At 57.0% G+C, this 25,256-nt stretch carries 18 protein-coding genes; 7 read left to right on the top strand and 11 right to left on the bottom strand.

What is annotated here, in order from left to right:
• The 3 genes from IT585_00460 to IT585_00450 all read right to left on the bottom strand — a co-directional run.
• Nucleotides 1–562 (bottom strand): polymer-forming cytoskeletal protein (locus tag IT585_00460; GenBank protein MCC6961703.1); only part of this gene is annotated, 562 nt, incomplete at its 3' end.
• Nucleotides 563–576: 14 nt separating this feature from the next.
• Nucleotides 577–1,641, bottom strand: coding sequence for a DUF4097 family beta strand repeat protein (locus IT585_00455; GenBank protein MCC6961702.1), 1,065 nt, complete (start codon nucleotides 1,639–1,641; stop codon nucleotides 577–579).
• Nucleotides 1,642–1,657: 16 nt separating this feature from the next.
• Nucleotides 1,658–2,227, bottom strand: a complete 570-nt coding sequence (locus tag IT585_00450) for a sigma-70 family RNA polymerase sigma factor (protein ID MCC6961701.1) — start codon at nucleotides 2,225–2,227, stop codon at nucleotides 1,658–1,660.
• A gap of 470 nt (nucleotides 2,228–2,697) precedes the next feature.
• Here IT585_00450 and IT585_00445 point away from each other — a divergent pair, with 470 nt between their 5' ends.
• The 4 genes from IT585_00445 (at nucleotide 2,698) to IT585_00430 (ending at nucleotide 6,558) form a co-directional block, all read left to right on the top strand.
• Entirely contained in the window at nucleotides 2,698–2,838 is a 141-nt protein-coding gene (locus tag IT585_00445; GenBank protein MCC6961700.1) for a hypothetical protein, read from the top strand.
• 220 nt (nucleotides 2,839–3,058) lie between these two features.
• Nucleotides 3,059–3,967 carry a M23 family metallopeptidase gene (locus IT585_00440; GenBank protein ID MCC6961699.1) on the top strand — a complete coding sequence of 303 codons (909 nt, stop codon included), beginning with the start codon at nucleotides 3,059–3,061 and terminating at the stop codon, nucleotides 3,965–3,967.
• 309 nt (nucleotides 3,968–4,276) lie between these two features.
• Nucleotides 4,277–4,972 (top strand): sigma-70 family RNA polymerase sigma factor, encoded by a 696-nt coding sequence (locus tag IT585_00435; GenBank protein ID MCC6961698.1) that lies wholly within the window; start codon nucleotides 4,277–4,279, stop codon nucleotides 4,970–4,972.
• A gap of 236 nt (nucleotides 4,973–5,208) precedes the next feature.
• The gene (locus tag IT585_00430) at nucleotides 5,209–6,558 is read left to right on the top strand and encodes a hypothetical protein (GenBank protein ID MCC6961697.1); all 1,350 of its coding nucleotides are present in this window, start codon (nucleotides 5,209–5,211) and stop codon (nucleotides 6,556–6,558) included.
• 45 nt (nucleotides 6,559–6,603) lie between these two features.
• On the opposite strand, the gene lon is transcribed toward IT585_00430, so the two are convergent.
• The 6 genes from lon to IT585_00400 form a co-directional block, all read right to left on the bottom strand.
• Entirely contained in the window at nucleotides 6,604–9,009 is a 2,406-nt protein-coding gene (gene lon, locus IT585_00425) for an endopeptidase La (GenBank protein ID MCC6961696.1), read from the bottom strand.
• A gap of 151 nt (nucleotides 9,010–9,160) precedes the next feature.
• Nucleotides 9,161–10,063 carry a PorV/PorQ family protein gene (locus tag IT585_00420; protein ID MCC6961695.1) on the bottom strand — a complete coding sequence of 301 codons (903 nt, stop codon included), beginning with the start codon at nucleotides 10,061–10,063 and terminating at the stop codon, nucleotides 9,161–9,163.
• Nucleotides 10,064–10,145: 82 nt separating this feature from the next.
• Entirely contained in the window at nucleotides 10,146–17,687 is a 7,542-nt protein-coding gene (locus IT585_00415; protein MCC6961694.1) for a hypothetical protein, read from the bottom strand.
• Between the two features lie 1,038 nt (nucleotides 17,688–18,725).
• Nucleotides 18,726–19,652 carry a ribosome small subunit-dependent GTPase A gene (gene rsgA / locus IT585_00410; protein MCC6961693.1) on the bottom strand — a complete coding sequence of 309 codons (927 nt, stop codon included), beginning with the start codon at nucleotides 19,650–19,652 and terminating at the stop codon, nucleotides 18,726–18,728.
• Entirely contained in the window at nucleotides 19,636–19,848 is a 213-nt protein-coding gene (locus IT585_00405) for a hypothetical protein (protein ID MCC6961692.1), read from the bottom strand. The genes rsgA and IT585_00405 overlap by 17 nt, the downstream gene beginning before the upstream one ends.
• 241 nt (nucleotides 19,849–20,089) lie before the next feature.
• A complete protein-coding gene (locus IT585_00400; protein MCC6961691.1) occupies nucleotides 20,090–20,830 on the bottom strand; it encodes a PHP domain-containing protein in 741 nt (246 codons plus the stop codon).
• A 214-nt stretch (nucleotides 20,831–21,044) separates the two neighbouring features.
• Between IT585_00400 and IT585_00395 the strand changes: the two genes are divergently transcribed.
• Nucleotides 21,045–21,695: a class I SAM-dependent methyltransferase gene (locus IT585_00395; protein MCC6961690.1), complete on the top strand. Its 651-nt coding sequence runs from the start codon at nucleotides 21,045–21,047 to the stop codon at nucleotides 21,693–21,695.
• 71 nt (nucleotides 21,696–21,766) lie between these two features.
• Here the strand turns inward: IT585_00395 and IT585_00390 are convergent, their stop codons facing one another.
• Nucleotides 21,767–22,285: a DinB family protein gene (locus tag IT585_00390; GenBank protein ID MCC6961689.1), complete on the bottom strand. Its 519-nt coding sequence runs from the start codon at nucleotides 22,283–22,285 to the stop codon at nucleotides 21,767–21,769.
• 72 nt (nucleotides 22,286–22,357) lie between these two features.
• Entirely contained in the window at nucleotides 22,358–23,221 is an 864-nt protein-coding gene (gene nadC / locus IT585_00385; protein ID MCC6961688.1) for a carboxylating nicotinate-nucleotide diphosphorylase, read from the bottom strand.
• Between the two features lie 98 nt (nucleotides 23,222–23,319).
• Between nadC and alr the strand changes: the two genes are divergently transcribed.
• Together alr and IT585_00375 are read left to right on the top strand one after the other, a co-directional pair.
• Complete coding sequence (gene alr, locus IT585_00380; GenBank protein ID MCC6961687.1) at nucleotides 23,320–24,471, top strand: alanine racemase; 1,152 nt, start codon at nucleotides 23,320–23,322, stop codon at nucleotides 24,469–24,471.
• Between the two features lie 4 nt (nucleotides 24,472–24,475).
• Entirely contained in the window at nucleotides 24,476–25,252 is a 777-nt protein-coding gene (locus IT585_00375) for an alpha/beta hydrolase (protein ID MCC6961686.1), read from the top strand.
• The last annotated feature ends 4 nt before the right edge of the window (nucleotides 25,253–25,256 follow it).

Raw genomic sequence — 25,256 nt, 5'->3', positions numbered from 1 at the left:
ATGACTGGTTCGACTGGTAGACTCTGGGCCACGGGATTTCCGCCATCGGCTGCTCGGTGACCTGGCCCAAAACCCGGGCGCCCGGTTCCTCGATCACCTCTTTGCCGATCACATTCCCGAGAACGATTCCGGTGCGCGTGATGCGGACCGTGCCGGTTGTCGTCACGGAGCCATCCACCAGTCCTTTGATCGTGACGTTTCCGCCGATGGCAACGACCTCCCCCATCACGTGCTCATCCTCCTCCACCGTGACGGACGACCCCACTTTCCGGATGCTCGTGATCTGCACGTTATAGTCGTCCGGGTTGAAGTCTTCACCCAGCGGCAGCGGCGGCACGGGTGTCCCCGGCAGGTCGCCGTATTCGTCACTGGCACCGGCCGGGACCATGGTTTCATTACCTGCCGAATCGGTGAGGATGATGCCCCGATCGTCGATTTGAATCTCATAGAAGACCTTGCCGCGATAGTCCGGCCGCTCGCGCTGCGCCTGCACTGCCGGCGGAATCAACGCTGCCAGCGCCACTAAGGCAATGATCGTGATATAGCAAGCTCGGCGAAGCATCTTCAGTAATCCGGTTAGAATTCCTCGAGCACGATATCGCCGGAGGTGGAGCTCAGGTCGATCGGAATGCCGCCACCTCCGAGTTTTCCTTCGATCTTCTTACGATTGACCGACCGCACTTCCAGCGCCAGATCGGTGTCGATTGAGCCCGACAGGGTCTCAATCCGGACGTCTCCCTTCACTTCGGCCGGCGCTTTGACCCGAATATCCCCCGAGATTGTTTCGATCTCATAACGGCGCCCCTTGGCGAACTCCGATAACACCTCAACATTGCCGGAGGTCGTCGAAATCTGCAGACCGCCTTCACGCTGATCGACCGTGATGTCCCCGGAAGTCGCCTTCACCTCGATATCCCCCGAACACTTCTCGGCCCGGACGATTCCGGAGGTCTTGGTGATGGACAGCGTGCCGGTCAGCCAGAGGATCTCCGTGTCGCCGGAGGTTGCCTGCAGGTTGATGTTGCCGGTGATATTCTCACAGCGCGCGTTCGATGAGGTTGCCTTCACTTCAACGTTGCCCCGGACTTCCTGCAGCATCAAATCGCCAGAGGTAGTTTCGACGTCACAATCACCGGTGACTCCGACAATCCGTACATTACCTGAAGTTGCGCTCACCTCGAACACACCCTCGACGGCGTTGATCTCGATGTCACCCGAGGTCGACGTCGCCCGTAGGTCAACCGTCGTGGGCACTTCAATCTCATAATTGACCTGTCGGGAAGAGGTGGAGCCGATGCCGAACAACTGCTCGAAGAAGCCCCGCCCTCGCTGCGAGTAACGTGTGTCAATGTCGATCCGGTTGTCGGCGGCGTCGATGTCAACCTCTATCAAGTCTTCCCGCTCTTCTGCTTCCTCGCGCGAAGAGGCGTCCAGAATCTTGGTGATGTGCACGATAACTTTGTCACCGGAGGTCTTGGTGATGGTGAGATTACCCGAAGTATTGGTGACCGTCAGTTTGAAACCTGCCTGTACCGGGTACTCGCGGGAGTCTTCAAACCGATACTCTTTGGCACTTGCCGCCGTCGTCATGAGCAACCCGGTCAGCAGCAGGAACATCGTGGTCTGCAAGCGCGAACACATTTTCATTCCCTCCAATTCAGCGGACACCCTTGAGCTTCTTCTTCAGAAGCTCGCGCGCCCGGAAAATCCGGGCTTTCACCGTGCCGACCGGCAACTTGAGGATTTGCGCGATTTCCTCGTACGATTGATCGTCACGATGGCGGTAGAGAATCACCTCCCGATACTTATCCGGCAGCGAGTCAATCGCTTCCTGGATCGAGATCTGCCGCTGCTTCTCCCACAGCGTCTCTTCCGGGTTGTACGAGGTGTCGGGAAGGTCGATTTCGACGGTGCCGTCGTGCGTTTCTACCGGCTTATCGAGACTTAAAGCCTCAATTTTCTTCTTCCGGATCGCATCGATGGCGCAGTTGGCCGCGATCTTGTACAGCCAGGTCGAGAATCGGAACTCCGACCGATAGGTTCCCAGCGAATGAAACGCCCGCATGAAGGTCTCCTGAACCAAGTCTTCCGTCTCGTCACGATTCCGCACGATTTTCAGGATAATCTGGAAAATCGCCCGTTGGTGACGGTTCAGGAGGGTCTTATAGGCGGTCTGGTCGCCGGCAAGTGCCTTGCCGATCAGCAGTTCGTCCGGTTCCTGCACCAGTTCAACCTAACTCTTAGATACGCCTTCAGTAACATTGTGTTTCAAGCCGGCCGGAAAGATAGCCGCGAACATGGGCAAAACCAAAAGGTTTTATGGTCGCCTCCGCTTCTTAGACGTGCACGTTCACGCAACGGCTTAACGGCTTAAAGAGTCGTCGACTCTGCGATCAACGAGCGCTCTCGCTTAAACCACTTCTACTTGCGTGTGATACGCTTGATGCAACTTTCCCGCAATCTATGGGTGACAACCCCACATTTTTCTTGATCGGTGTCTAGACGACCACACTCCGGCCCCGCCGTAACTCGTTACTACACAGCACAAGCGAGTTGGCGGCGTTTCAGTTCGGAACCTCAACAGTTACGGCACTAATTTTGCACAAGAAGCCCTCAGGCCGGGATGGGACTAAAGAATGACACGGGTGGCAGCCGAAACACAGCAACCATCGAACGAGCACGGTGGAGGATAACACCATGGCGAAAAAGCGTAAATCGGCGTACAAAATCCCGAAGAAAACCTGCTGGCATCTCTATTCCCTGCAGACCCTTAGCGGCGACAAGTTTGTTAAGGTCGTCAACAAGATTCTCCGTCACGAATGGCAGGTCATTAAATAGAAGCCGGGGCTTTGCTGATCGGGAACCACCAGAGCGCCTCCCCGTATAAGTTCAGTCGTTGAATTTTTCTCTCAATTTTTCGGTTTGAAACCCGATGAAATGGGTAGAGAGTTCAGACCGAAAAAAACTTGACAACCGTGTTGAACCGGCCTATCTTCGGCGGAAATTTCTGGGGGTCTACTACGGGCTGGAAGCACGACGTGTGGGAAGTTCTTTAGGGATGAAGAAAAAGCTATCGGTTTTCATAGTTCCAGATTCGGGGCAAGTTAGGCAATTCTCATTATCGCGCACGGTAATCGTTATTGCCGCCAGCGCGATCTTCACTTACTCGATTTTGACCATGCTCCTCTCCTACGGATTCTTCTCGAATCGTATTGAGGCACATAAGGTTGAGTCACTGCAGAAGGAAAACGAATTCCTCAGCGCCAAGCTGGTCGGCATTAACGAATCGATCGAGATGCTGCAGTCGGAAATCGCCTCACTGACCGAGAAGGAAAAGGCAATCCGTACCATATTCGAACTACCCGAAATCGACCCGCAACAGCGGGAACTGGGTATCGGGGGACCGAACATCTTGCCGATTGAAGAGGAGTTGGCTCCGAGCCGCTCCAGCGCTTACCAGACGGAAGCCGAAGTCGACCGCCTGGTCGCCCTCACCAACTTCGAAAAGGACCAGTTCAATTTCGTATACGAAGCCCTGCAGAGAAAGAAATCTGATCTTGACCATACACCGTCAATCATGCCGGCACAGGGCTACCTGATGCGCGGCTACGGCCAGAAACGTGATCCTTTCACCGGTCAGATCAAACTTCATTCGGGCCTCGACATCTCCAACCAAATTGGAACGCATGTCGTTGCCACCGCCAACGGTACAGTCGAGAGAGTCGAGTATACCAACGGCCTCGGCAAAACCGTAGTGATTGACCACGGAAATGGCTATAAGACGGTCTACGGACATCTTTCCGAATATCGGGCGCGAGTAGGTCAGTACATCGCTCGCGGTCAGCTTATCGCGTTAATGGGCAACACCGGATACTCCACCGGTCCTCACGTCCATTACGAAGTGATCCGGGATGGTGTGGCAGTGAACCCGATGGGCTTCATCATTACCTACGCTGGTAACTTCTAAATCTACCAATAACTTAGCTGCCTTAGCCCGAGCCTACTTTTGCGTTTCTCGCTTCCAATAAAGAAACATGATCGTTGTGGTCGTGTTTTAGTATTCATGTGGCGAGTCTGCAGTAGTTGCAAATAAGCGATTGCCAAAGGGGATTTAGGCAGTAGATTATAGAAAATAGCAAATAAGATCAACGCCGTTTTCGTAGCGATATTTTGTTTCAAAGTTGGAACCTCCCCGCTATGATTCCGTTACAAGGTATATAAAAGATCGTGTTTGACGGTCTACGATGGACACGTACACGAATCCGAGGTTAACGCAATGAAGATAAAGAAGAACAAAGACTACATCGCCGAGCCGGACGAACTCGAACTGGATGATTCCGTCGCCGCCGAGTCGCTCGACCCGGCGGATCAGAGCGAAGCCGAGACGGTCGCTCTGATCAAGCGGATCCAGGGCGGCGAGCAGGCCGCTTTCGGCAAGCTGATGAAGAAGTACAAGAACCAGGTCGCTGGCATCGCCTACCGCATGGTCGGCGACTATGACGAAGCCAAGGACATTTCGCAGATGGTATTCGTTAAGACGGCCCGCAATCTCGACCGCTTCGACACCACCAAGAAGTTCTCAACCTGGCTGTATCGGATCACGGTCAATGCCGCGATCGATTATATCCGCAAACAAAAGAAGCATCGGCATGAGACAATTGAGAACTATTCGGATTCGATTGAGACTCACGCCGACACGCCCGATATGAGCCTGTATCGCAAGAATATCAAGGAGTGTATTCTGCAGGCGGCTGACGCGCTCAACGACAAGCAGAAGGCGGCGTTTGTCCTGCGCGACATCGATGGCCACGAGATCGAGGAAGTATCCGAGATCCTCGGCATGCCGGAGGCCACTGTACGCTGGTACCTCCATCGCGCTCGTCTGCGGCTGCGCAAGGAATTGCTGCGCAAGTACCCCTCATTCGTTGAGAAGATGGGTGTCGTGCTGGAAGCGCCGAGCCGCGCGTTCTAAGATTCCGTTTTCTTTTCATATTAACCTCCCGAGAGACCGGCGCGCTGCCTGACCGCAGCGCGCCGGTGCGCATTTAGTGAATCGCCGCCGCGATTTCTCCCTCGACTTCGCCTGTTGTTTTAGTTGACAATTTTAGTCGACTATCTTTGCTTGCGTCTGTAACTAACCTGTCAGTTGGAAAAAACGCGCGCAGAGATTCTGCATTAATGGTCGCGTTCATCGCGGGAGGAGAAATCATGAAGTCTACTCTATCGCTTCTTTTCGTTCTGTTGCTTGGATTGGCTGCCGCACTGCAGCTTCGGGGGGAAGTGCCCATCACCGACAAGCTCAACGTTGCCGCCGACTTGCGCTATGGACTCAGTTATATCAACGACCTTACGGACAACTTGCCCTATACCGATCATGATCTGCGCACGCGGATGCTATTCAATCTGCGCCCGGGTGAGAAAGAACGCGCTCGCATCGAACTCTCCGATTGGCGTACGCTCGGCGGCTCATCCTCCGGTTCGGGGATCCAGCTCCTGCAGGCAACGATGACTGTCGATGATTGCCTCTTCAAGAACTTCGGCGGGAATATCGGGCGCATGCGCTATGTCGTCGGCAACGAGCGCATCATCGGCGACGACAACTGGTACGAGGGGCGCGCCTTCGACGGCGCCGCGTTTTATCTCGGCGATGTCGAGGTCTTCCGCCAGAATGATCCGACCCTGTCGGCTCAGTACGGCCACGGCGACTATGGCGGGATTATTACCTATCATCGCCTACGCCGCGAGGAAGCCGCCGCGACAAAGATGACCGAGCGCGGCATCACCGGGGAATTTCTGGCGTTCAAAATCGACGAGAATGATTCGTTTGAAGATGACGATCACGATTTCATGGGCGTCAACCTGCACCTGCCAAAGTATGGCTTGATGCCGTTCATTTACTACGATCGCATGAACAACTGGGTCGGCGACCACCGGCGCTTGCACCTCTACACTCCCGGCGTCTACTTTAACCAGGTTTTCGGCAACGGCACCAAGTATGTGCTGGAAGGCAACGGCGCCTTTCAGACCGGCAAGGCGCGCATAGCGCCCGGCGACGCCAACGAGCTCGACCTGTCCGCCTACCTAATCCAGGCCGACTTCGGCGCGTACTTCATGAACTACGAGCGGCCCCTGATGGTGGGCGGTGGGATTGACATCACCTCGGGCGATGATGACTTCAATGACAACGATTGGAACGTCTGGACCAATCAGCTCTATTCGCCGCATCCCTTCCGCGGCTTAGTCGATTACTTCACAGAGCAACCGCCGGTGGGGTTCAATGACTTCTACGGCCGCATCGGCTACTTCCCGAGCGACGAGGTCCAAATTGGTTTTGACGCACACCTGTTTCGCTCGAACAAGGAGTTCCAATCAGCGACCAATTTCGACGAAGACACCAAGTCGGTCGGAACCGAATTCGATTTCTACGGATCGGCGCGACTGCACGAGAACATCGACTATCGCTTTGAGTTGGGAATCTTCAAGCCCAGCGAGAAGTTCGCCGGCGAGGACACCAATTCGCACCTGCGCGGCGTGTTTCGGATTCGCTATCGACTCTAGCGTTGTTGGGCGCGGTTATCAGTCGGTCGCGGAAAGTGTGACCGCCTACTGCCCGCGTTCGTTTTTCATGTTCTCGATCGCGATCACGGCATCGGTCGAGGGCAAGATGATCTTTGCCATCGAGTGCTCGAGAGCGTCATCCACCGTCTCGATCGGCACCAACTCGAGTCCGGCGATTACTTCCTTTGGCACTTCCACCAGATCTTTCACATTGCCGACCGGGAACAGCACTTTCTTGATTCCGGCGCGAAAGGCCGCCAGAGTTTTCTCCTTGAGGCCCCCGATCGGGAGCACTTTGCCCTGCAGTGTCACCTCGCCGGTCATTGCAACTGTGTGGTATACCGGCTGCTCCGTGAACAGTGAGATCAGCGCCACGGTCACCGCGACACCGGCGGAAGGGCCGTCTTTGGGAATCGCGCCCTCGGGAAAGTGAATGTGAACGTCGGACTGCTCGAACATCGTCGGCTCAATTCCCAATTCCGGCGCGCGCGAGCGCACATAGGAATACGCCGCCTCGACTGATTCCTCCATCACCTCGCCAAGCTGGCCGGTGACCATCACCTTGCCGGTGCCCTTCATCCGCAGCGTCTCGATGAACAAAATGTCCCCGCCGATCGGCGTCCAGGCCAGGCCGGTGACAACGCCGACCTCGGGCTGGCGGTTGGCGACGTCGGGAATAATCAGCGCCGGGCCGAGAAACTCCTCGACCTGCGGCGAGTCGATTACAAGCTTGGTCGCCTTGCCCTCGAGAATTCGCACGATGCTCTTGCGGCAGAGCGAAGAGATGTTGCGCTCGAGATTGCGCACACCGGCTTCATAAGTGTAGCCGCTAATCACTGCTTGCAGCGCGGCATCGGTCATTTCGAATTCGCCTTCACGCAGGCCGGTGGCTTTCATCTGGCGGGTGATCAGATACTTCCGCGCGATCTGCACCTTCTCCATCATGGTGTAGCCGGTGATTTCAATCACTTCCATGCGGTCGCGCAGCGGCCCCGGGATCATGTCGATCATATTGGCCGTCGTGATGAAAAAGACCTTGCTGAGATCGAAGGGCAAATCAAGGTAGAGGTCGCGAAAAGTGTCATTCTGCTCGGGATCGAGAACCTCCAACATTGCTGATGAGGGGTCGCCACGAAAGTCGGAACCCATCTTGTCGATCTCGTCGATCATGAATAGCGGATTATTGACCCCGCAGTTGCGCATTTCCTGGATAATCTTGCCCGGCAGTGCGCCGATGTAGGTGCGGCGATGGCCGCGGATTTCCGCCTCATCGCGCATACCGCCCACCGAGATGCGAACAAACTTCCGGTTGAGCGCCCGTGCAATCGACCGGCCGAGCGAAGTCTTGCCGACCCCGGGCGGACCGGCGAAGCAGAGGATTGGCCCATGGGGATCTTCGCGGCGATGACGCGTCGCCAGAAACTCAAGAATGCGCTCTTTCACCTTTTCGAGGCCATAATGGTCATCCTCGAGAATCGAGCGCGCCGTCGTGATGTTCAAATTGTCGGTGGACGACTTGCTCCAGGGCAGATCGACAACCCAGTCGAGGTATGTATGGATCACGTTGTATTCCGGCGACATCGCATTGACTTCGGCCAATCTCTGCAGTTCGCGGTCCGCCGCCTTGCGGGCATGCTCCGGCAGACCGGCAACGGCTATGCGATTGCGCAGTTCGATCACTTGGGTGTCAGTATCGCCGTCGTCCCCCAGCGCCTTCTTGATGGCGGCCAATTGTTGGCGGAGGTAGTACTCGCGCTGTGATTTCTCGACGTCGACCTTGACCTGCCCTTCGACCTCCAGGGACACTTGCAGTCGCTGCAGTTCGGCGGTCATGAGCTTGATCAGGCGATTGTAGCGCTCGCCCAGCTCGACGGCGGAGACCAGGTACTGCTTCTCGCCCAGACCGAACGCCAGGTAGCTGGAAAGCAGATCCGCCATGCGGCCGGCATCCTCGGCATTTACTCGCATGATTTGCACCATTTCGCGCGGATAGCGATTGTCGAGCATCGTCATCTGCTGGAACAGCGCCAGCGCCTCTGCCTGCTGTTTGCGGACTGCCTCGCTAACTTCCTGCTCGTCCTGCGGCAGGCAAGTGATCTTGGCTCGCAGAAACGGGTCAAGCTGCGTCAGCTTGTTCAGTCTGATCCGGCGCAGTCCCTGAATGACCAGCTGATAGGTATCATTGGGAATTTTGACTTTCGAGACGATGCGCACGGCGACGCCGATATCGTGCACGTCCTCGAGTTTCTCGGCGATCGTGACGCCCTTCTTGGTGATGGCGGTGGCGATGATCTCATTCTCGTCGCCGTCAAGTTCGAGCAGCGCAATCGAGCGGGGGATGCGCACCTGCAGTGAGACTACGGCCGAGGGAAAGATCGCGGCCGAGATCAAGGGCAACAACGGCAGTTCTTCCGGAATTTCACAACCGATGATATCGTGGTATTCTTTCATCTCTGCATCCACCTTCCGTTGACGTCGCCTTCATCATAATCATCGACCGGCACGGCAGGCAAGGTGAATTGTCGGCGTCACGGCCCCCAAAACTTAACGCCCCTGCCGCTTGTGCAGCAGGGGCGTATGAGTCTGATCGATGGAATCGATCTTAGAGCGCGAAAGACAAGGAAATGCGGTGATTTTCGCCGAGGAAAGTCTCGGTTTCGGTCACATACGCATAGTCAATCGAATAACGCTTCGCTACGGTCAGTCCCGCGCCGATGGAGAAATTACCATCGGAGACGCCGCCCCGGATCGCGCCGAAATAGTTATCAGCGAACTGATAATCGTATTCGGAACCGAGATACAGGGTGACATCGTCACGGTGCTGCACCTTCTGGATGTCGCCAGCCACGGTGAAACCGCCGAACGCCATCGCCGCAACGCCCACACGGAACGTCACCGGCACGGCATCCCGGCCAACCTTGGTGCCCAGATCGCGAGCGCTCATCGCCAAAAAGACGTTGTCGCTCACCATATACTTCGCACCTGCGTCGAAACCGACGCCGGTATTCGAGTAGTCGGCGATCTTCTGATAGGCCACCTTGAACGTCGCGCCGACCGCGAGGTTATTCAGCTTGTTACCATAGCTGAACAGGAACCCGTGGTCGTCGACGTTGTAGGTCGAACCCGAGGGGCCGCTGACGTCAGCACCCGGGATTTCATCCATCCCGAGGTTGACCCACGAGAAGCCGGCCCAACCGGCTGTCCCAAAGTTGTAGGCCAGAGCGGCGTACATGTACTGCCGATCGAGCCGCATGTTGTCGGATAACATCGCCGTCAGGCTAAACTTCTCCACCGAGGTCAGCCCAGCCGGATTCCAGTAACCGGCCGAGGCATCATCGGCAACCGCCGTATAGGCGTTGCCCATGGCCAAAGCGCGGGCACTGACACCCGTACGGAATACCGGGAAGGCGCCATTGTCGTCGGCGATCGCGGTGCCGCTGACTCCCAGCAGGAGCGTGAAAAGCAGACTAGCGAAGATCACAACTTTTTTTGAATGAGTTCTCATGTCGAGATCTTTCTCCTAATCATTTTGTTTCTTGGTTCTGGGAGGGAGTCCCGGGTCAGCGGGACTCCCCAAAACGTCTTCCCTACTTCTCCACCACACCAAAGCGGATGATCGTGCGGGCCGAACTGGCGCGCGACTGAGCCGTCACTTCTGCGAAGTAACCGCCCTGAGCGACCATCGTACCGCCGTCGGTCTTGCCGTCCCAGCTGATGGCATGCGCGCCAGCACCAAGGCTACCGGCATTCATCGACTTGAGCAGCTCACCGCCCATATTGAAGATGCGGATCGTAACGTTCTCGGCTGCTTTCTCCAGCGTCACGTGGAAAGCAAAGCTCTCCTTCGCCGGATCAAACGGGCTCGGACCGGCCCAGCCATCATGAATGTCGCCATCGACGAAGGTACCGACGCGCGAGCCAAAGTAGCTGCTCTCGCGACCGGTGTTGTCGGTGACGCGGATTTCATAACTGGCCCCACCCGGGCAGTAGTACAGCGTCGCGCCGTTGCCGGTCGTCGCGAGATACCACTCGCCGGCCGCATCGACTTCGCTCGCTGAGCCTACCGGGTTGCCCAGCAGGTCGCCGCCCTCGTAAATCTCGACTTCATCGATACCCGAACCGTCGTCCGCAATCTGGAAGACCAACGGGCAGGCATCGGCGTCACCCTGCAGGGTGATCGTCGCGCCTTCACGGTCGACCACGAAGAACTGGACGTGCGGATTGGTGTTGTTGCCAACGCAATCCTCGACGCCGTCGCTGGCTCCGTAGTAGTAATCGAAGTTGCTCCACGCCGACGGATCACCACAGTTGCCGTAGTAGCAGTAGTAGTAGTAATCCTCGTCGTAGGTGAAGTCGTTCTTGTACGTACCGTCAAAGACCACGACGTACAAGCCACGCTCGTCGTCGAGATCATAGGTCGTCGGAATGATGACCGTTCTGCCGTCCTCCTGCAGGTAATCCTGAATTTGGGCCGGGAAGAAGGTCTGGATGTACGCCATGCGTTCCTTCGGCGTCGCACCGTCGTTGCCGCCGTCGGTGGTGTCCATCTTGGTGACGAAGTAGACGTCGACGAACACTTCGTTCCAATCGACTCCGGAGCCTTCATCATTGATGGTGAAGGTGATCGTCGGATTCGCGGTGACGAAGCCGTTCGGGAAGTCGACATCCGGTGCGGTGCAGTCAACCGTGAAGTTGTCACGGATGTACTGCGGACGCGCCTGTTCGTCTTCGACACGGATATAGAACTGGTGGTTGCCACACGGGATCGGCGGATAATCGGACTCACTATCAAAGTCGCCCGAATCCGGTCCGTCGTAGTCGCCATAGTAGTTGCGGCTGATGTGCAACTGCGCCGAGACTTCATCGACGAAGAACGACCACTGCGGCGATCCTTCATCGAGAGCCGTCGTCGGGGCCTCGCCAGTCTTCGGCTGAGTCATGTCACCCTGGTAGCCGCGCGCGAAGATGCGCACACCGTCCAGGTAGACTTCCAGCGTGTTCCAGTTGATCTGGTACTGCCACGGTTCGACGAACTGGTACCAGACATCCGGATATCCGCTGGTGTACGGATCGCAGTACGGCACCATCTGCATACGCGTGACCAAACCCTGGCCATCGTACTTGGTGCGCTTCACGACCGAGTACCAAGCATCATCATAGTCGCCGTCGCCGAAGCAGGTGACCGCGAACTGCACCCAGTTCTGGCCGCCTTCGGTGTAGAAGCCGCGGACGGTCGACGGGAAGTAGATGTTCTCCGGATGCCAACTACCTTCGCCATCCCACCAACCCACGGTCAGTGATTCGGCCGGAGTGGTTTCGGTGTTGTCGTACTGCATCGTGATGATGGCGTACTGCTGATCGTCGCCGCAACCGTAGTCGAGGCAGGACGGATCAGAGATGTACGTCATCATGCCGTTGTTGTCACCCACCGGCGTCAGCAACCAGTCTTCCCAGACGCTCGGACGAGCAATCTTGGATTTCCAGATCGCGATCGAGTTGGAGTAGGTCTCGGTGTAGTCGGTCCACTCTGCCGGGATATCAACAGTGACATCCTCGAAGGTGACCGGTCCACCGGTACCGAAGTCGCGGGTGACCCAGAAGGTCGCGTAATCCTGCATGGTCGACCAACCGGTGGTGCCGGTGTAGTCCATGAAGTAGACGTGGCCTTCGCCAAAACCGTCGTCCACCAGCGCGTCAAAGTAGAACGAGCCGGAGTAGCGGTTCACGCCACCCTGCTGGTTCAACGCGTGGAAGCCAACGAGGTCGTATTCAAAGAATTCGCCCGGAATGTTGTAGGACACGGCAATCGCCCACGGCATGCCGTAAGTCGACCCCAGCGTCGCCAGACCTTCAAGGTTGTCGCAACCATTTTCGAGATTACGCTCGATGCTGCCCGGGCCGAAGTTGGCCGGGTTGCTGGTCGCCGTGCACATTCCGTTCGCAACGCTCACCGACAGGATCGGCGACAGCGACTCATCGTAGCCGTTGCCGTTGTCAGCCAGCATTCTCAGATCATAATTGCCGTCAGCCGGCGCCCAGTCAGTGGTGTAGATCGCCCACTGTCTCGGCGTGTAGCTGCCGTCCGGATTCAGCAGGTATTCATAGGTCCGCTGCTGGGCAATGCCCATAGCGACCCACGCACCGCCACCTTGGCGATACTGGAAGACCACGCTCGAACCGTACTCGGTGACACCGAAGACCTGGCCGCGCCAGCAGCCGGCCACCAGCGCCAGCGACGGATCGCCTTCGTAAATCACGAAGTAGACCGTCACGGTGCTGTAATTGCAGCCAACCGCATCATAGACTGAGAAGTCGTACTGATATTCACCGGCGCTCAATCCGCTGATATCCCAATCGACCGTGAAGTAACCTTCATCGTCGGTGGTAATCGGCGTGCACACCTGGTCGGCGCAAATCATCGCGACGCCCGAGTTGTAAATCGGCGACGGACCCCACTCGGAAGCGTTGTCCCGGGCGCGGAACGTGAAGGTCAGCTTCTGCGTACCCTTCTTGAAGGACGGATACGGATCGTTGTGCTGCTCAATGTCGAAGGTGTTGACACCGTCGGAAACCGTGACCGCACGAGCATCCGGAGCGGTCTGGTCGTAGAACAGCGTGATCGGATCGGAATAGGTATTCTGACCCGCTTCGTTCTGGACGTAAGCCCGGAACTGGTAGAAACCTTCGCTGCCGAAACCTTCGTACGTCTGAAGTTCCATGCACCACGGCGCTTCACGATCCGGATTCTGGTAGAAGTTGTACCATTCATCCGACCAGAAGGGCTTGTACTGGAACTGGACGTAGTCAATCGGCGCGCCGCTGTTCTGGTTGACGGTAGCACAGAAGTACTCGCCGCCGCAGAAGAAGCCGCCGTTGGCCGGTTCGGTCAGCACGATGCTCGGCTGGTTGCAATTGACATGCACCAGGATCGCACCGTCTTCCGGATCGGTCAGGTTGTCGGCAATATCGCAGACTTCCGCACCGATGTAGTAGTCACCGTTCGGCGGGTTGTTCAGTGCGATATTCCAGGTCGCGCCCCACTGCGGGGACGACAATGACTCGTCATCGACAAACGGACTCACTTCGGCAATCTTCACCTTCGGACCGCCGGCCGCCGGCCAGTAGTACCAGGTCACCTTCTTGAGGTCATGACCGTTGAAGATACCGAGGTTCAGATCAACCTCGCCGCAGACATACGAGCCAGCACCCGGATCGGTGATCAGGACGTTGGCCGGAGTCGTGTCGAGGAAGTAAACATCAATGTAGTCCGAAGAGTACTGGCCGAGCTTATCATACATGCGGGCTTCGAGCTCGCAATCATAATAGTCGTTGGCCACATCTTCGGCATCCAGGACGCCCATGGCGAACGGATCGAAGGTGATTTCCCACCAGTTGCCAGCATCCGTGCCGTTGCCGACAAAGGTGCCGCACAGGTAGTATTCAACCTTCTCAACTTCGCAGGTGTCGTCTTCCGGAATCGTAATGGTCTGGACGCGGATGGTCTCGCCCATCTTGGCATACACGTCGCCCGAGCCGTTCAGCTCGCCCGACGGGTTGGTCCAAGTGCGGGTTTCCTCACCTGTCGTTTCAAACAGCGAAACGGCCGGATCCGGAGCGCCGCAATCCTTGTACATGATCATGCCGGCGCCCATTGCCATGGCGTCATCGAACGTGTAATCGTCGAAGTAGCCATCGCCATCCATGTCGAGCATGGTGTTGCCGGCCGCATCCCGCACCGCGACGCGAATGCGATAGTCATAACCGCAATCGAGGCCGCTGATATCCCACGTACGGGTCCAGATCGAATTGTTGTTAGCCGGATTACCGCGGCCGATCCAATTCCAGAAGTCGCGAATGTCGACAACTTCCGGATCACCCGCCCGCTGGTAGAAGAAGATGACATCGGTAATGTCAATGCCGTCGAGATTGGTCAACTCGGCGACCAGATCCACCGATTCAAGGTTGGATCCGACGCGCCACTTCACATCCTGACCGGCGCAGCCATAGATGTCCTGATCCTTGATGGACAGGGTCATCTCCGGCGCCGTGCCGTCAAGGCACACACGCACGAGCGGCGTCTGATAGGAGTTGTTGACCTGATCCCAAACGATCGCGTACAACCAGACATAACCTTCGCTCATCGCGGAGTTGTCCCAGTAGATCGTCGTGTAGTCTTCGCCTCCGAAGACTTCTTCACCGATCTTCGTGCCCGGCACGGTGCCGTCTAACGTGTAGAACACTTCCGCGCGAACGGCGTCGTCGCCGTCATACGCGTTGGGGTTGATCTCAACCGTGATTCCGACCTCTTCGCCCGCCGGGCGAACGATCGGGATACACTGGTAAGCATCCGGATAGGTGATCATTGCCGCCGGAGCAATCAGATCCGGCACGCACAGATTCACGCTGGTCTCGCAGTAGTTGCCGCTGCGCTCGTCGGTGATCTCCACCCACATCATGTTGCTCAGCGGGCCGCCCACCGTCTTCGGCCAATCGAGGGCCGAGAAGTTGAAGGTGTACGGCAGCGACGCACTCTCGGCGTACTCGATGCGCGTCTTGATGTTATCGTACTGCACCCAGACATCGACGGTGTAGAAGTTGCCGGCATCCGGGTTCACGATCGTGACCACCGCTTCGTTCAGATCGTCGCGCGTGACATTAAAGCCGCACGGCGTCTGCGGCGCAAACGCGCCGTTGATCGTGGCCACATCGCACACCAACGCGATCGGATTCCAGGTGAATTCGAAGTAACCGCAAGCGGCTTCCGCATCCGCCAGGCTGAGTTCGTTGCCGACCTCATCCACGCCGATGATCAGAAGTTCGTAGGTACCCGCGGTGTTCGGATCGCTACCCAGGTTGATGGTTTGCTGGAAGGTCTGGCCATCCTGGGTCATCGGCGTCGAAATCGGGTAGTTGTACCACGGACCCGGATTGCCGTCGCCCTGATCCTTCAGCCGGTAAACGGCATAAGCAGCGCCGTTCAAAATGTCGGCGTCAGGCGAGACGGCGGTGATGGTCAGCGTATTGTTCGGACCGTAGTTGCCGCCGGTATTCGGGAAGACCACGCACGCCGTCGGGGCCTGCGCATCCGGAATACCTTCGTAAATCGACTGGTTAAACTCGTAGTTACCGCAGTCGTCACGCGTCCGAATCGAGAAACGATAGGTCGTACCGTGAGTCAGCGGGCCCGAGTACCAGTAGTTGTAGGTCGGGTCGCCGAACTCGTTATTGAAGGTCGTACCGAAGACATTGTCGTAGTTGATGTCGGCGCCGACGGAGTCGACGTAGACATAGAACTGATTGGCGTCACCCGCCTGCGACGGGGCACTGCGCGGCCAGCGGAGAGCCAGCTCGCCACCCGGCATGCGGATAACTTCCACATCGTCCTGCACGATCGGCGTCGGACGGCGCGAATCCAGCGGCACATAAGCCGTGCCGGCCGTATTCAGCAGCAGGTCGGTCTGCGTGCTGTCGATATTGCCGGCGTCGTCTTCAAAGTAGATCCACACGCGATAGATCGCATCGGTCGGATCACTATTGACATCCTTCGCCTGCAGGCTCGGCGGATCGTCACCCGGATCATCGGCGGTGCCGATGGTCCAATCCAACGCCCAGACGTTGCTGCCTTCGTCGGTCAGCGCCTGGGTCGCCGTGCCGCCCAGACCACCTTCGAAGAAGTTGGCCCAGACATTGACGATGTCGTCAGTGCCGGTGACATCGATTTCCACGCGGACTTCATCACCAAGGTTGGTGCAGCCGGTGTTGTCGTTGTCAGCCAGGGTGATGTAGTTATTGTCGGCAAAGCCCGGGGACTCGATGTCGAGAGCCGGCAGGAAGTCGATGGTATCAACGACCGTATTGCACGCGTTGTCCGTCACCCAGATCGCGGCCACTTTCGCCGTGTCCGCGCCTTCCGGCAAGTCTTTGCCGAGGTTGTCGGTTAATTCAAAAGTCAGACGCCAGACACCGGCGCCGGTCGTGACTTCAGCCAGATTCTCGGAAGTCGCACCCGCGACGAAGCGCGAGACGTCGGCAACGACTTCGGCAACTTCAAAGAAGCCGCTGGAAGACGTGTAAACCCACAGCACCAGCCAATCGCCGATGGCGGCGTTGTCGGCCGGGCCGACAACGTTCTGCCAGATGGCGAACTTTGCCGAGTCGACAACGGGATTCACATTGTCAATTCCGGTTGAGTTGAAGACAACGGTGTCTTCGTCGGAATTGCCGTAAATGTCGGTCATCGTGGCGATCACTCCGAACGGCGGAACGAAATCCAGCGCGCCGGCAGTGATTTCAACCGTATCGCGCCAGTCGAACGTCGAGGAGCGGTACGGGACATTGTGCGTCGCCGACAAACCAAAAGCGCTCAGATCAACCGTAACGCCCGTGGTATCGACGTCTTCACCCGGATTGTAGACCCGGATGTAAAGGAAATCACCAATATTGAACACCTCAGGACCGCAGTCATAGGTGTCCAGGTGAGTGGCCGAGAAATTGAAATCGATAGTCAGGTCAAAAGTGCCAGTGTAGGGGCCAGTGCAATTCAGGGCGTCAAAGCCCGGATTGTGACCGTAACCAGCACTGCCCGCCGTCCCATCGCTATGGGTGTTGGCGAGACTGTAGAGACCATTTTCGTCTCGGAGATCAACACCATCCGGCAGAATGGACAACTCCAGGCCGGTGCCGTCGTAGGTGGCGGCATTCGCCACGGCCTGAGCGGTGTTGATCGTCACCTTGAAGATCAGCGAATCCCCGTCAGCAACCGGAATCGCCAGCCCGGTGATATAGAGAAGGCTGTCCTCCTCGAAAGAGCTGGTAATCGGCACAGTTGTGACCGGGGTTTCGGTGGCTCCCGTCTTCTTGACGACGGTGAGGCTACTGACAGCAAACTCTGCCTCGATACAGCTCTTCAGCCTCAGGGCGACGAGCGTATCGTTGTCGACCAGGTAGGTGACTCCGTCTCCTTCCAGCGTTCCTCTCAGAAGAGTCACGTTGGCGGAGGTCGAGCCCACCGTCACCGCTGGAGCATCTTCGACGTCAAAGGTTTGCGCGAATAATGCAGAAGTGGCGGCCATCGACAACGCCAAGGTCAGAACAACTGTCAGCACAAACAGATTTCGAACAGATTTCATTCGACAATCCTTTGCTACTCGTTGTTTATCCGTTTTCCAATTCACATCGTTTTCGGCATTGAATCGCATCAGCTTCAATACCCTCCTTTCCAATCCTCACCGCGAGGGCTCAGATCTTCCATGAACAGACTCCTTACTCTTAAAATTTGACAGTTTATTGCAATTCGTCTTGATTCCACCGTTAGCTGATCATGCAATATGATCATCCCCCCTTCCGCCCACGTTCGCTTGCATCCCATACATTTCGAAAATCGCTTTCTTCCCTGTCAGCCGGGAAAAGAAAAAATCCCAACAGTCTCTTTTCCCTGAGGCTTTGGTTAGCAGCTCTGCTGTTTGCTTGAGACCTTGCTTACGGCTTTCTGCCTTTCTTAACCGTGCGCTAGTCTGGAAAACAGGGGAAAGACCTCCCCCGCCCGAGTAAGTCCGGCAATTAAGCAAATTTCTGAACGCGAGCAAGTGAATTTTTGCACGTTCATAATCTGCTCGGAAAAATTTCGGGTCAACGTACTTCCTTTGACCAGGACTGTCAAGAAAAAACTTTGCTTCACTTTCACTTACCAGAGTTTGACACCTCAGATTTTCGCGCGGTTGCGCGTCCAACTTTGATGTCGTTGGGGCTCCGCAAGTGCATCGCGTTTCGACCTTGCTTCTATCGGCAACCTGTTTCAGAATTTTACAGCGCCGGAGGAAATATTCGGTCCTGTGACCCCAATTCGCTGCAAATGAAAACATCCGACTGCCGGAAAATGAAACGGCGTCGCCGTGCGGAATTCGGCCGCGACGTCCCCTCGCCCCTTCCAGCGCGATGCAAACTCCGAGCGCGTGCGACTGCGTCGACTCAATAGCCGACTTCAGCCGACGCTGGCTGAACGGGTCTGAAATTGTCACTTTCCTCCGCAAATAAACCAAAAGCATCGTCTGCGTTCGGCAGACTGCGCTATATTTCCGCAGCGGGGGAGTTTCAATCAACAAAAACTTTAGAAAAGTTCGCGAATGTTATATCCGCTTTCGTGTTAATCGCTTGGACAACGAAATTGTTTAGCGCGGCAAACTCTCATAAATCTGTCGATAACTGGAATACCGTTCGAGAAAAATTACACCTTCAGTAACCGCCTGTTGCACAGCACATTCCGGCTCATGAAGGTGCGAACACCGCCGAAACCGACAGCGGTCGCGAAAGGCCACAAACTCGGGAAAGTGCTCCTGCAGTTCGTCGCGCTCCAAGTCCCAGATGCCCAAGATCTTTAACCCCGGTGTGTCCGCCACAAAGCCGCCTCCGTGCAACGGATACAGCTCCACGTTAGTCGTGGTGTGGATGCCTTTATTCGTTGCGCGCGACACTTCGCCGGTGCGAATCTTAAGTCCCGGTTGAATTAGATTGAGCAGCGACGACTTGCCGGTCCCGGAGTGTCCCACAAAGATTGACTCGCGATCAGCAAGCAGCGCTCGCAACTCTTCAGCTCCGAGATTGTCAACGCACGAAGTTGTCACCAGCGGCATACCCACACTCTGATAGATGGTTTTCATACGTGACAGATCGACCTGATGTTCCAGGTCGATCTTGTTAATCACCACTACCGGTCGCAACCCGCCTTTGAAGGCCGCCACGGAAAACCGATCAATCAAATGCTGCTTGAACGACGGCTGCGCAGCGCTGACGACGATCACCATCTGATCGACATTGGCGACGATCACCTGCTCGCTAGCCTCCAGCCCGACGCGCGGCCGCGAGAACTTCGACCGCCGTGGCTGCACCGCTTCGATCGCGCCGGCGGCGGCACTGACCAACTGGAAATCAACGATATCGCCCACCGCCACCGGTGTCTCATGCTTGTCCTGCTTCACGCGTGCCAGCACGTCGCACAGGTATTCGCGGCCATCGGCGAGCACAACGAAGGTCTTGCCGAAGGCGCGAATCACCCGGCCGGTCATCCCGCCGGTGCTGCGGTCATTGCTCGGCGTCATCGCCGCCCCCTTCCAGTTCGAGTTCGTGTTCGACCAGTTCCTCGATCTCTTGCTGCCGTGATTTGTGCTTGCCCGTCTTCGGACGGTTGGCCTTGTCGCGGCGCAGTTGTTTGCGGCGCTCTTTCTCCGCGAGGTAGTCACGGCTGAGCGCCTTGGTAATTCCTTTGAGCTTGCGTTTGGATATTTCGCCAGTCATGGCTGATTGTCTCCTGTCCAACAAAAAAAATCGCAGACACCCAAATGTCTGCGGAAAACTGCACGACGTCCGGCGCGCTGTTGACAGCGCATTTAGGTGAGTTAATTAAGCCCGCGTTTTCCTCTCTCCGGCAATCTTCGTCATCGTGCAATCTCCTTTCTGTCGGGCACTTGACCCGCCATTGCTATCACAGACTACAGCTCTCTTTACGGCAAGTCAACGAAAAAGTTTAGGCGGCAGCTCAGTGCCGGCGATCGCGGATCTGGCACAGCAGCATCTTGCTGAGCGATCTGAGGTAACGTATCGGAGTACGCCGCCGCGCTGAGGCGATCATCTTGGAGCGATAGATGTGTGCCGGTCGCGTCGCCTGCAGCTGCACCGGGTGCAATCCGCGCGCGACCGCGGCTCGAAGCGGTTCGCCGCCGTGCACTTCCACTTCCGTCCGCACCAGGCCCAGTTCCGGCAGCAAGTGGGCATCCGCCCCGTAGAAGAACGGCTTCTTGAGCAAAGCCGCCAGTTCGCCCGCGAGGCGATTCAGCTGTTCGGTCAGCCGAGCGTTGAACACCTCGATTCCGTCCACACTGTCCAGCACTTGGTCGGTCAGATGGTGGTGACGGTACGGATGCGGAAGGATGGCCAGGCCGCCCTGGGCGTGAATCTCTTCGATCACTTCCTGCGCCTTGCGTGCAAAGATGTCTTCCTCGATAAACAGCCCGATGATGTCCCCGTGGTCAGTGGAGAACTCCGCGCCGATGATCGTCTCGATCCCGTGCTCCGCTCCCAGTTCGCGGATTTCGCGCGCACCGCGGATCGAGTGGTGGTCGGTCGGCGCCAACACCTGGATGCCGTTCGCTGCCGCGAAGGCGACGATGTCGCGCGGCGCCAGATTCGAGTCAACCGAATGCCGGGTGTGTAAGTGAAAGATAATGCGCTTGCGCGTCGTTGCCGGAGGTGATGGCACTCGTCGTGGTTTATTCTTCACGTGTTCCTCGATCGGGCTCTCCTGGCCGCCCGCGTTTGACCGACATCACCCGTCAGCCGGGTAACGCCCTGCGCCGCCAGAGACTCAGACAAAGGCACCCCGGACGCGTTCCGTCAAGCAGACCATCATCTGCACTGTCGGCAGTCGAACGAATTGTTTTACCGCCAATGCCGCGATTGCGTTCACGTCGGCAATTGTCTAAATTGCCCCGCACATGAAAAACTACGACGAAATCTACCGCAATCAAAAGCTCTACTGGGGGGCGGCGCCATCGGACCTTATCAAGAAGTTCGCTGAGCTAGCGCCGGTTGGCCAGGCCCTCGATCTCGGCATGGGTGAAGGTCGCGACGCGCTCTACCTGGCGAAACAAGGATTCGACGTCACCGGCATCGAAGCCGCCCCGGCCGGAGTCGAGAAATGCCTGCAACTGGCGGCCAAGCATCGACTGTCGCTCAAAGCCGTCACCGGCGATACCCGCCAGTTCAAAATCGCCAAGAACCGTTACAGCCTGATCAGCGCGATCAATCTGCTTCAATTCCTCACCAAGGAGGAAGCGCGTGCGCTAATCGCATCAATTGCAGCGGGCCTGAAGAAGGGCGGTTTGTTCCTGTGCGAGACGTTTTCGATCGACGATCCACACTATCAAGCGCACAAGAAGAGCTCGAAGGAGATTGCTCCGGGGGTTTTTCGTGACGCCAATGGGCGTGTGTATTCGCTATATGACTATAGCGAATTGTTTCGGATGTGTTCTGTAGACACATTACGCTTGCGACCGGTCCATTACTCCGAATACGACTACTACGACACTTCTCACGGCCCCGGCCACTGGCACGGCGTGGTTGATCTTGTGGCAAAAAAGCTCTAAGCAAGATTGGGCAATACGTGCGAGAACCTGCGGAGCGGCGCTGACCTGGAGCGGCCGATGTTCGCCAGCAACTACGTTTGACGCGTGATGAGTTCGCGGATTTTCGCGATATGGTGATCGTCGTGCTCAGCAACAAAGTAGACCATATCCACGAGCCGCATCGGCTGCTGCAAGCGCGGATGCAGCGCGCTGCGACCAATCAACGCTTCATCCGCAGTCTCCAATTGCCGCACAAAGGCCGCGCGCCCTTGCCGGAAACGCGCCAGAAGTTCGCCCAGGACTGCAGCATTGTGATTGGCCGTTGTCGTCCAAGCGTTGGACAAGTCCGCCGGCCGCAACTCGGGTCGGCCGGCGCCATAATCATCAAGGCGCGCTACGTGCAATTGATCCAGATCAAGCAGATGCCCCACCTGCTCCTGAATCGACCACTTGTCGTCGAACCGCCGCGTCAGGACTCCCGGCGCCAATCCCCGGGTGACTTCATCAAGACGTGGAGCGGCACCCCGCAGACGCTCGAGGAAAAGTGGAAAGTGGCCGGGCGGAAAATCGAAGCTGAATTTGCGTTCAAACCACGGCGTCAGTGCAATCACCACGAGCCTCCCTCGAAAAAACGTGACTACTGCTGATAATACGAGTGCAGAAATGACCGGGAAGAACGAAAATCAGTCGCTGAGAAATTCCATCGAGAGGTCCAACCACGGCGCCGAGTGCGTGATCTGTCCGACCGAGATGAAGTCAATACCGGTTTCCGCGTAGGCGCGTACCGTCGCCAGCGACATGTTGCCGGAGGCTTCGATTTCCAGGTCGGGATTCAGTTCGCGGATCACCCTTACGGCTTCGGCCGTGCGCTCGACCGGGAAGTTGTCGAGCATGATCCGGTCGATCGGCAATTTCACCGCTTCGCGAACTTGTTCGAGATCTTGCGTTTCGACCTCGACCGCCAACGCCCGGCCGTCGGTTTCACGATTTCGCTGCTGCGCACGCTCAACAGCCCGGGTAATTGAACCGGCGGCGGCAACGTGATTGTCCTTAATCAGAATCATGTCGAACAAACCGATCCGGTGATTGGCGCCGCCGCCGGAAACCACCGCGCGTTTTTCAATCAGGCGCAAGCCGGGAGCGGTCTTGCGCGTATCGATAATCTTACAGGCGGTGTGCCGGATCTCGGCAGCAAACCTCGCGGTGAGTGTCGCGATGCCGGAGCAGTGCATGAGGAAATTCAGCGCCGTTCGTTCACCGGTAAGCAGTGCTGCCTGTTTACCGGTGATCTCGACCAGTTGTTCGCCCGCCATCACCCGCGAACCTTCTTTGCGATCGGTAACAAACTCCGATTCGTGATCGAGCTGGTAAAAGACCAGCGCCGCCAAATCAAGTCCCGAAAGCACGCCGTCGGCCTTGGCGACGATGACGGCTTTGCCGCGCGCCTCCGGCGTAACGATGCTGCCGGTCGTGACATCGCCGGTGTCAACGTCCTCCATCAAAGCGCGATCAACCAAATCGATCAGGTATTCGGGGCTGAGATCCATGCCGTGAGGGTAAGCAGAAGCTCAAACGGTGTCAACCAAAAGCAATGCTCCGCCTTTGTTGTTGACTCCCCCGCCGCCGACACCTACCATGAGCGGCGATGAAAGCGTCCGCATTAAGCTGGGTTGAAATCGACGCCGCCGCGCTTGATCACAACATCAGCGCCATCCGGAAGAACCTGGCGTCCGGTTGCCGCATGGTGCCGGTGATCAAGGCCAACGCCTACGGCCATGGCTATCTGGAAACCGCGCGGTTGCTCGAGCCCAAGCAGTTTCCTTTCTTGGCCGTGCACAATCTGACTGAAGCGCTTTTGTTGCGCTCCGGCGGTATCAAATCGCCGCTGCTCATACTCGGATATGTACCTGCTGCTGATTTAAAGACCGCGGTGGAATGCGCCTTCGATTTTGTGGTATACAACTTCGATACGCTCAATCAGCTCAAAGGCGTAGCCTCGGCGCAACATCCGGCTCGCTGCCATCTTAAGCTGGAAACCGGCACTAACCGGCAGGGGGTGACGGCGGATCAACTGCCGTGGTTTCTCGACCAGTTCAAGGCCAATCCGCAGCTCAAGCTGGTAGGTTTATCAATGCACTTCGCCAACATTGAGGACACCACCGATCACTCGTTTGCCGATGCCCAGTTCCGGCGTTATTCGACGATGCGAGCGCAGGTCGAAGCCGCTGGACTAAATCCGCAGCATTGCCATACAGCTTCGTCGGCGGCCTCGCTGCTTTTTCCGCACACACACTTTGATCTCGCCCGCGTCGGCATCGCCTTGTACGGACTTTGGCCGTCGAAAGAGACTTACCTCTCTTATCGCCTCAAAGGCGGTGAAAACAGCCTACTCAAGCCGGTGCTGACCTGGAAGACACTGATCGGTCAGATCAAGGATGTGCACAAAGGCGAGTATATCGGTTACGGTACGACCTACCGCGCTACCGCCAATCTCAAGATCGCCGTCCTGCCGATCGGCTACTTCGACGGCTACGATCGCGGCGTCTCAAATATTGGCTATGTACTCGTCAACGGCATGCGGGCGCCGGTGCGCGGCCGCATTTGCATGGACATCTTCATGGTCGATGTCACCGACATTCCTGATGTTACGCTCGAGACCGAAGTCGTTTTGATTGGACGTTCCGGCGACGAAGTCATTCGCGCCGAAGATATCGCCGGCTGGACCAACACTATCAATTACGAAGTACTCGCCCGCATTGGCGGCCATCTGGAACGCCGCGTGGTGCGCCAAGGATAACCGTATGTCGCTTCTGGAAACCGAAAATCTGCAGCTTTATTACGAGACACTCGGCCAGGGTGAACCGCTGGTCTTGATCCATGGCATCGTCACCGACAGTCGCTATTGGCTGGATTTACCGCAGTTTCTCAGCAAGCGCTTCACGGTGATTACCTACGATCTGCGCGGCCACGGGCAGAGTTCGGTACCGACGACCGGCTATTCCTACCGTGATCACGTCAACGATCTCAAGCTGCTGCTCAACGAACTTGGCTTCAAGAAAACCACGATTGTCGCACACTCGCTCGGGGGAGCCATCGCCGTCAAGTATGCCATCGAAGCGCCGGAGCACGTCAAGGCGTTGGCGCTGGCCGCGCCGCACATCGTCGGCTACAAGGACTACACCGACTGGCCGAATGTCTACCGAACCGCACGGCAGATCGACGTGGATCAGGCGCGCATCCAATGGGAGCAGTTCCGCCTCTTCAGCAAACTCGACCGTCAATCGCCGGAGTGGGCGGTCTTCAAGACAACGCTGGCGGAATTTCCCGGCAAACTCTGGCTCGATCAGCAGGCGGGACGCTACATCGACGAAAGCGATATGAAACTGCTCGACAATCTAACCATGCCCGTGCTGCTGCTCTGCGGTCGCGATGATCTTGATTTCCTGCCGCTGGCCAAGCTCTTCAACGCCCGCCTGAGCAACGGCACGCTCTTCGAAATCCCAGAGTGCGGGCACATGATTCACCTGGAGAAGCCGGAAATCTTCCGCCGCGAACTGGCGGCATTCTTGAAGCTGTAGCACA

It is taken from the genome of Candidatus Zixiibacteriota bacterium (assembly GCA_020853795.1).
Taxonomy (GTDB): Bacteria; Zixibacteria; MSB-5A5; order CAIYYT01; family CAIYYT01; genus JADJGC01.
This window is presented reverse-complemented; position numbering and strand designations above follow the sequence as displayed.

Coding starts and splice junctions, on each gene's coding strand:
- IT585_00455 (MCC6961702.1), bottom strand. CDS start 1,641: ATGTGTTCGCGCTTGCAGACCACGATGTTCCTGCTGCTGACCGGGTTG.
- IT585_00445 (MCC6961700.1), top strand. CDS start 2,698: ATGGCGAAAAAGCGTAAATCGGCGTACAAAATCCCGAAGAAAACCTGC.
- IT585_00440 (MCC6961699.1), top strand. CDS start 3,059: ATGAAGAAAAAGCTATCGGTTTTCATAGTTCCAGATTCGGGGCAAGTT.
- IT585_00435 (MCC6961698.1), top strand. CDS start 4,277: ATGAAGATAAAGAAGAACAAAGACTACATCGCCGAGCCGGACGAACTC.
- IT585_00430 (MCC6961697.1), top strand. CDS start 5,209: ATGAAGTCTACTCTATCGCTTCTTTTCGTTCTGTTGCTTGGATTGGCT.
- lon (MCC6961696.1), bottom strand. CDS start 9,009: ATGAAAGAATACCACGATATCATCGGTTGTGAAATTCCGGAAGAACTG.
- IT585_00420 (MCC6961695.1), bottom strand. CDS start 10,063: ATGAGAACTCATTCAAAAAAAGTTGTGATCTTCGCTAGTCTGCTTTTC.
- IT585_00415 (MCC6961694.1), bottom strand. CDS start 17,687: ATGAAATCTGTTCGAAATCTGTTTGTGCTGACAGTTGTTCTGACCTTG.
- rsgA (MCC6961693.1), bottom strand. CDS start 19,652: ATGACGCCGAGCAATGACCGCAGCACCGGCGGGATGACCGGCCGGGTG.
- IT585_00405 (MCC6961692.1), bottom strand. CDS start 19,848: ATGACTGGCGAAATATCCAAACGCAAGCTCAAAGGAATTACCAAGGCG.
- IT585_00395 (MCC6961690.1), top strand. CDS start 21,045: ATGAAAAACTACGACGAAATCTACCGCAATCAAAAGCTCTACTGGGGG.
- nadC (MCC6961688.1), bottom strand. CDS start 23,221: ATGGATCTCAGCCCCGAATACCTGATCGATTTGGTTGATCGCGCTTTG.
- alr (MCC6961687.1), top strand. CDS start 23,320: ATGAAAGCGTCCGCATTAAGCTGGGTTGAAATCGACGCCGCCGCGCTT.
- IT585_00375 (MCC6961686.1), top strand. CDS start 24,476: ATGTCGCTTCTGGAAACCGAAAATCTGCAGCTTTATTACGAGACACTC.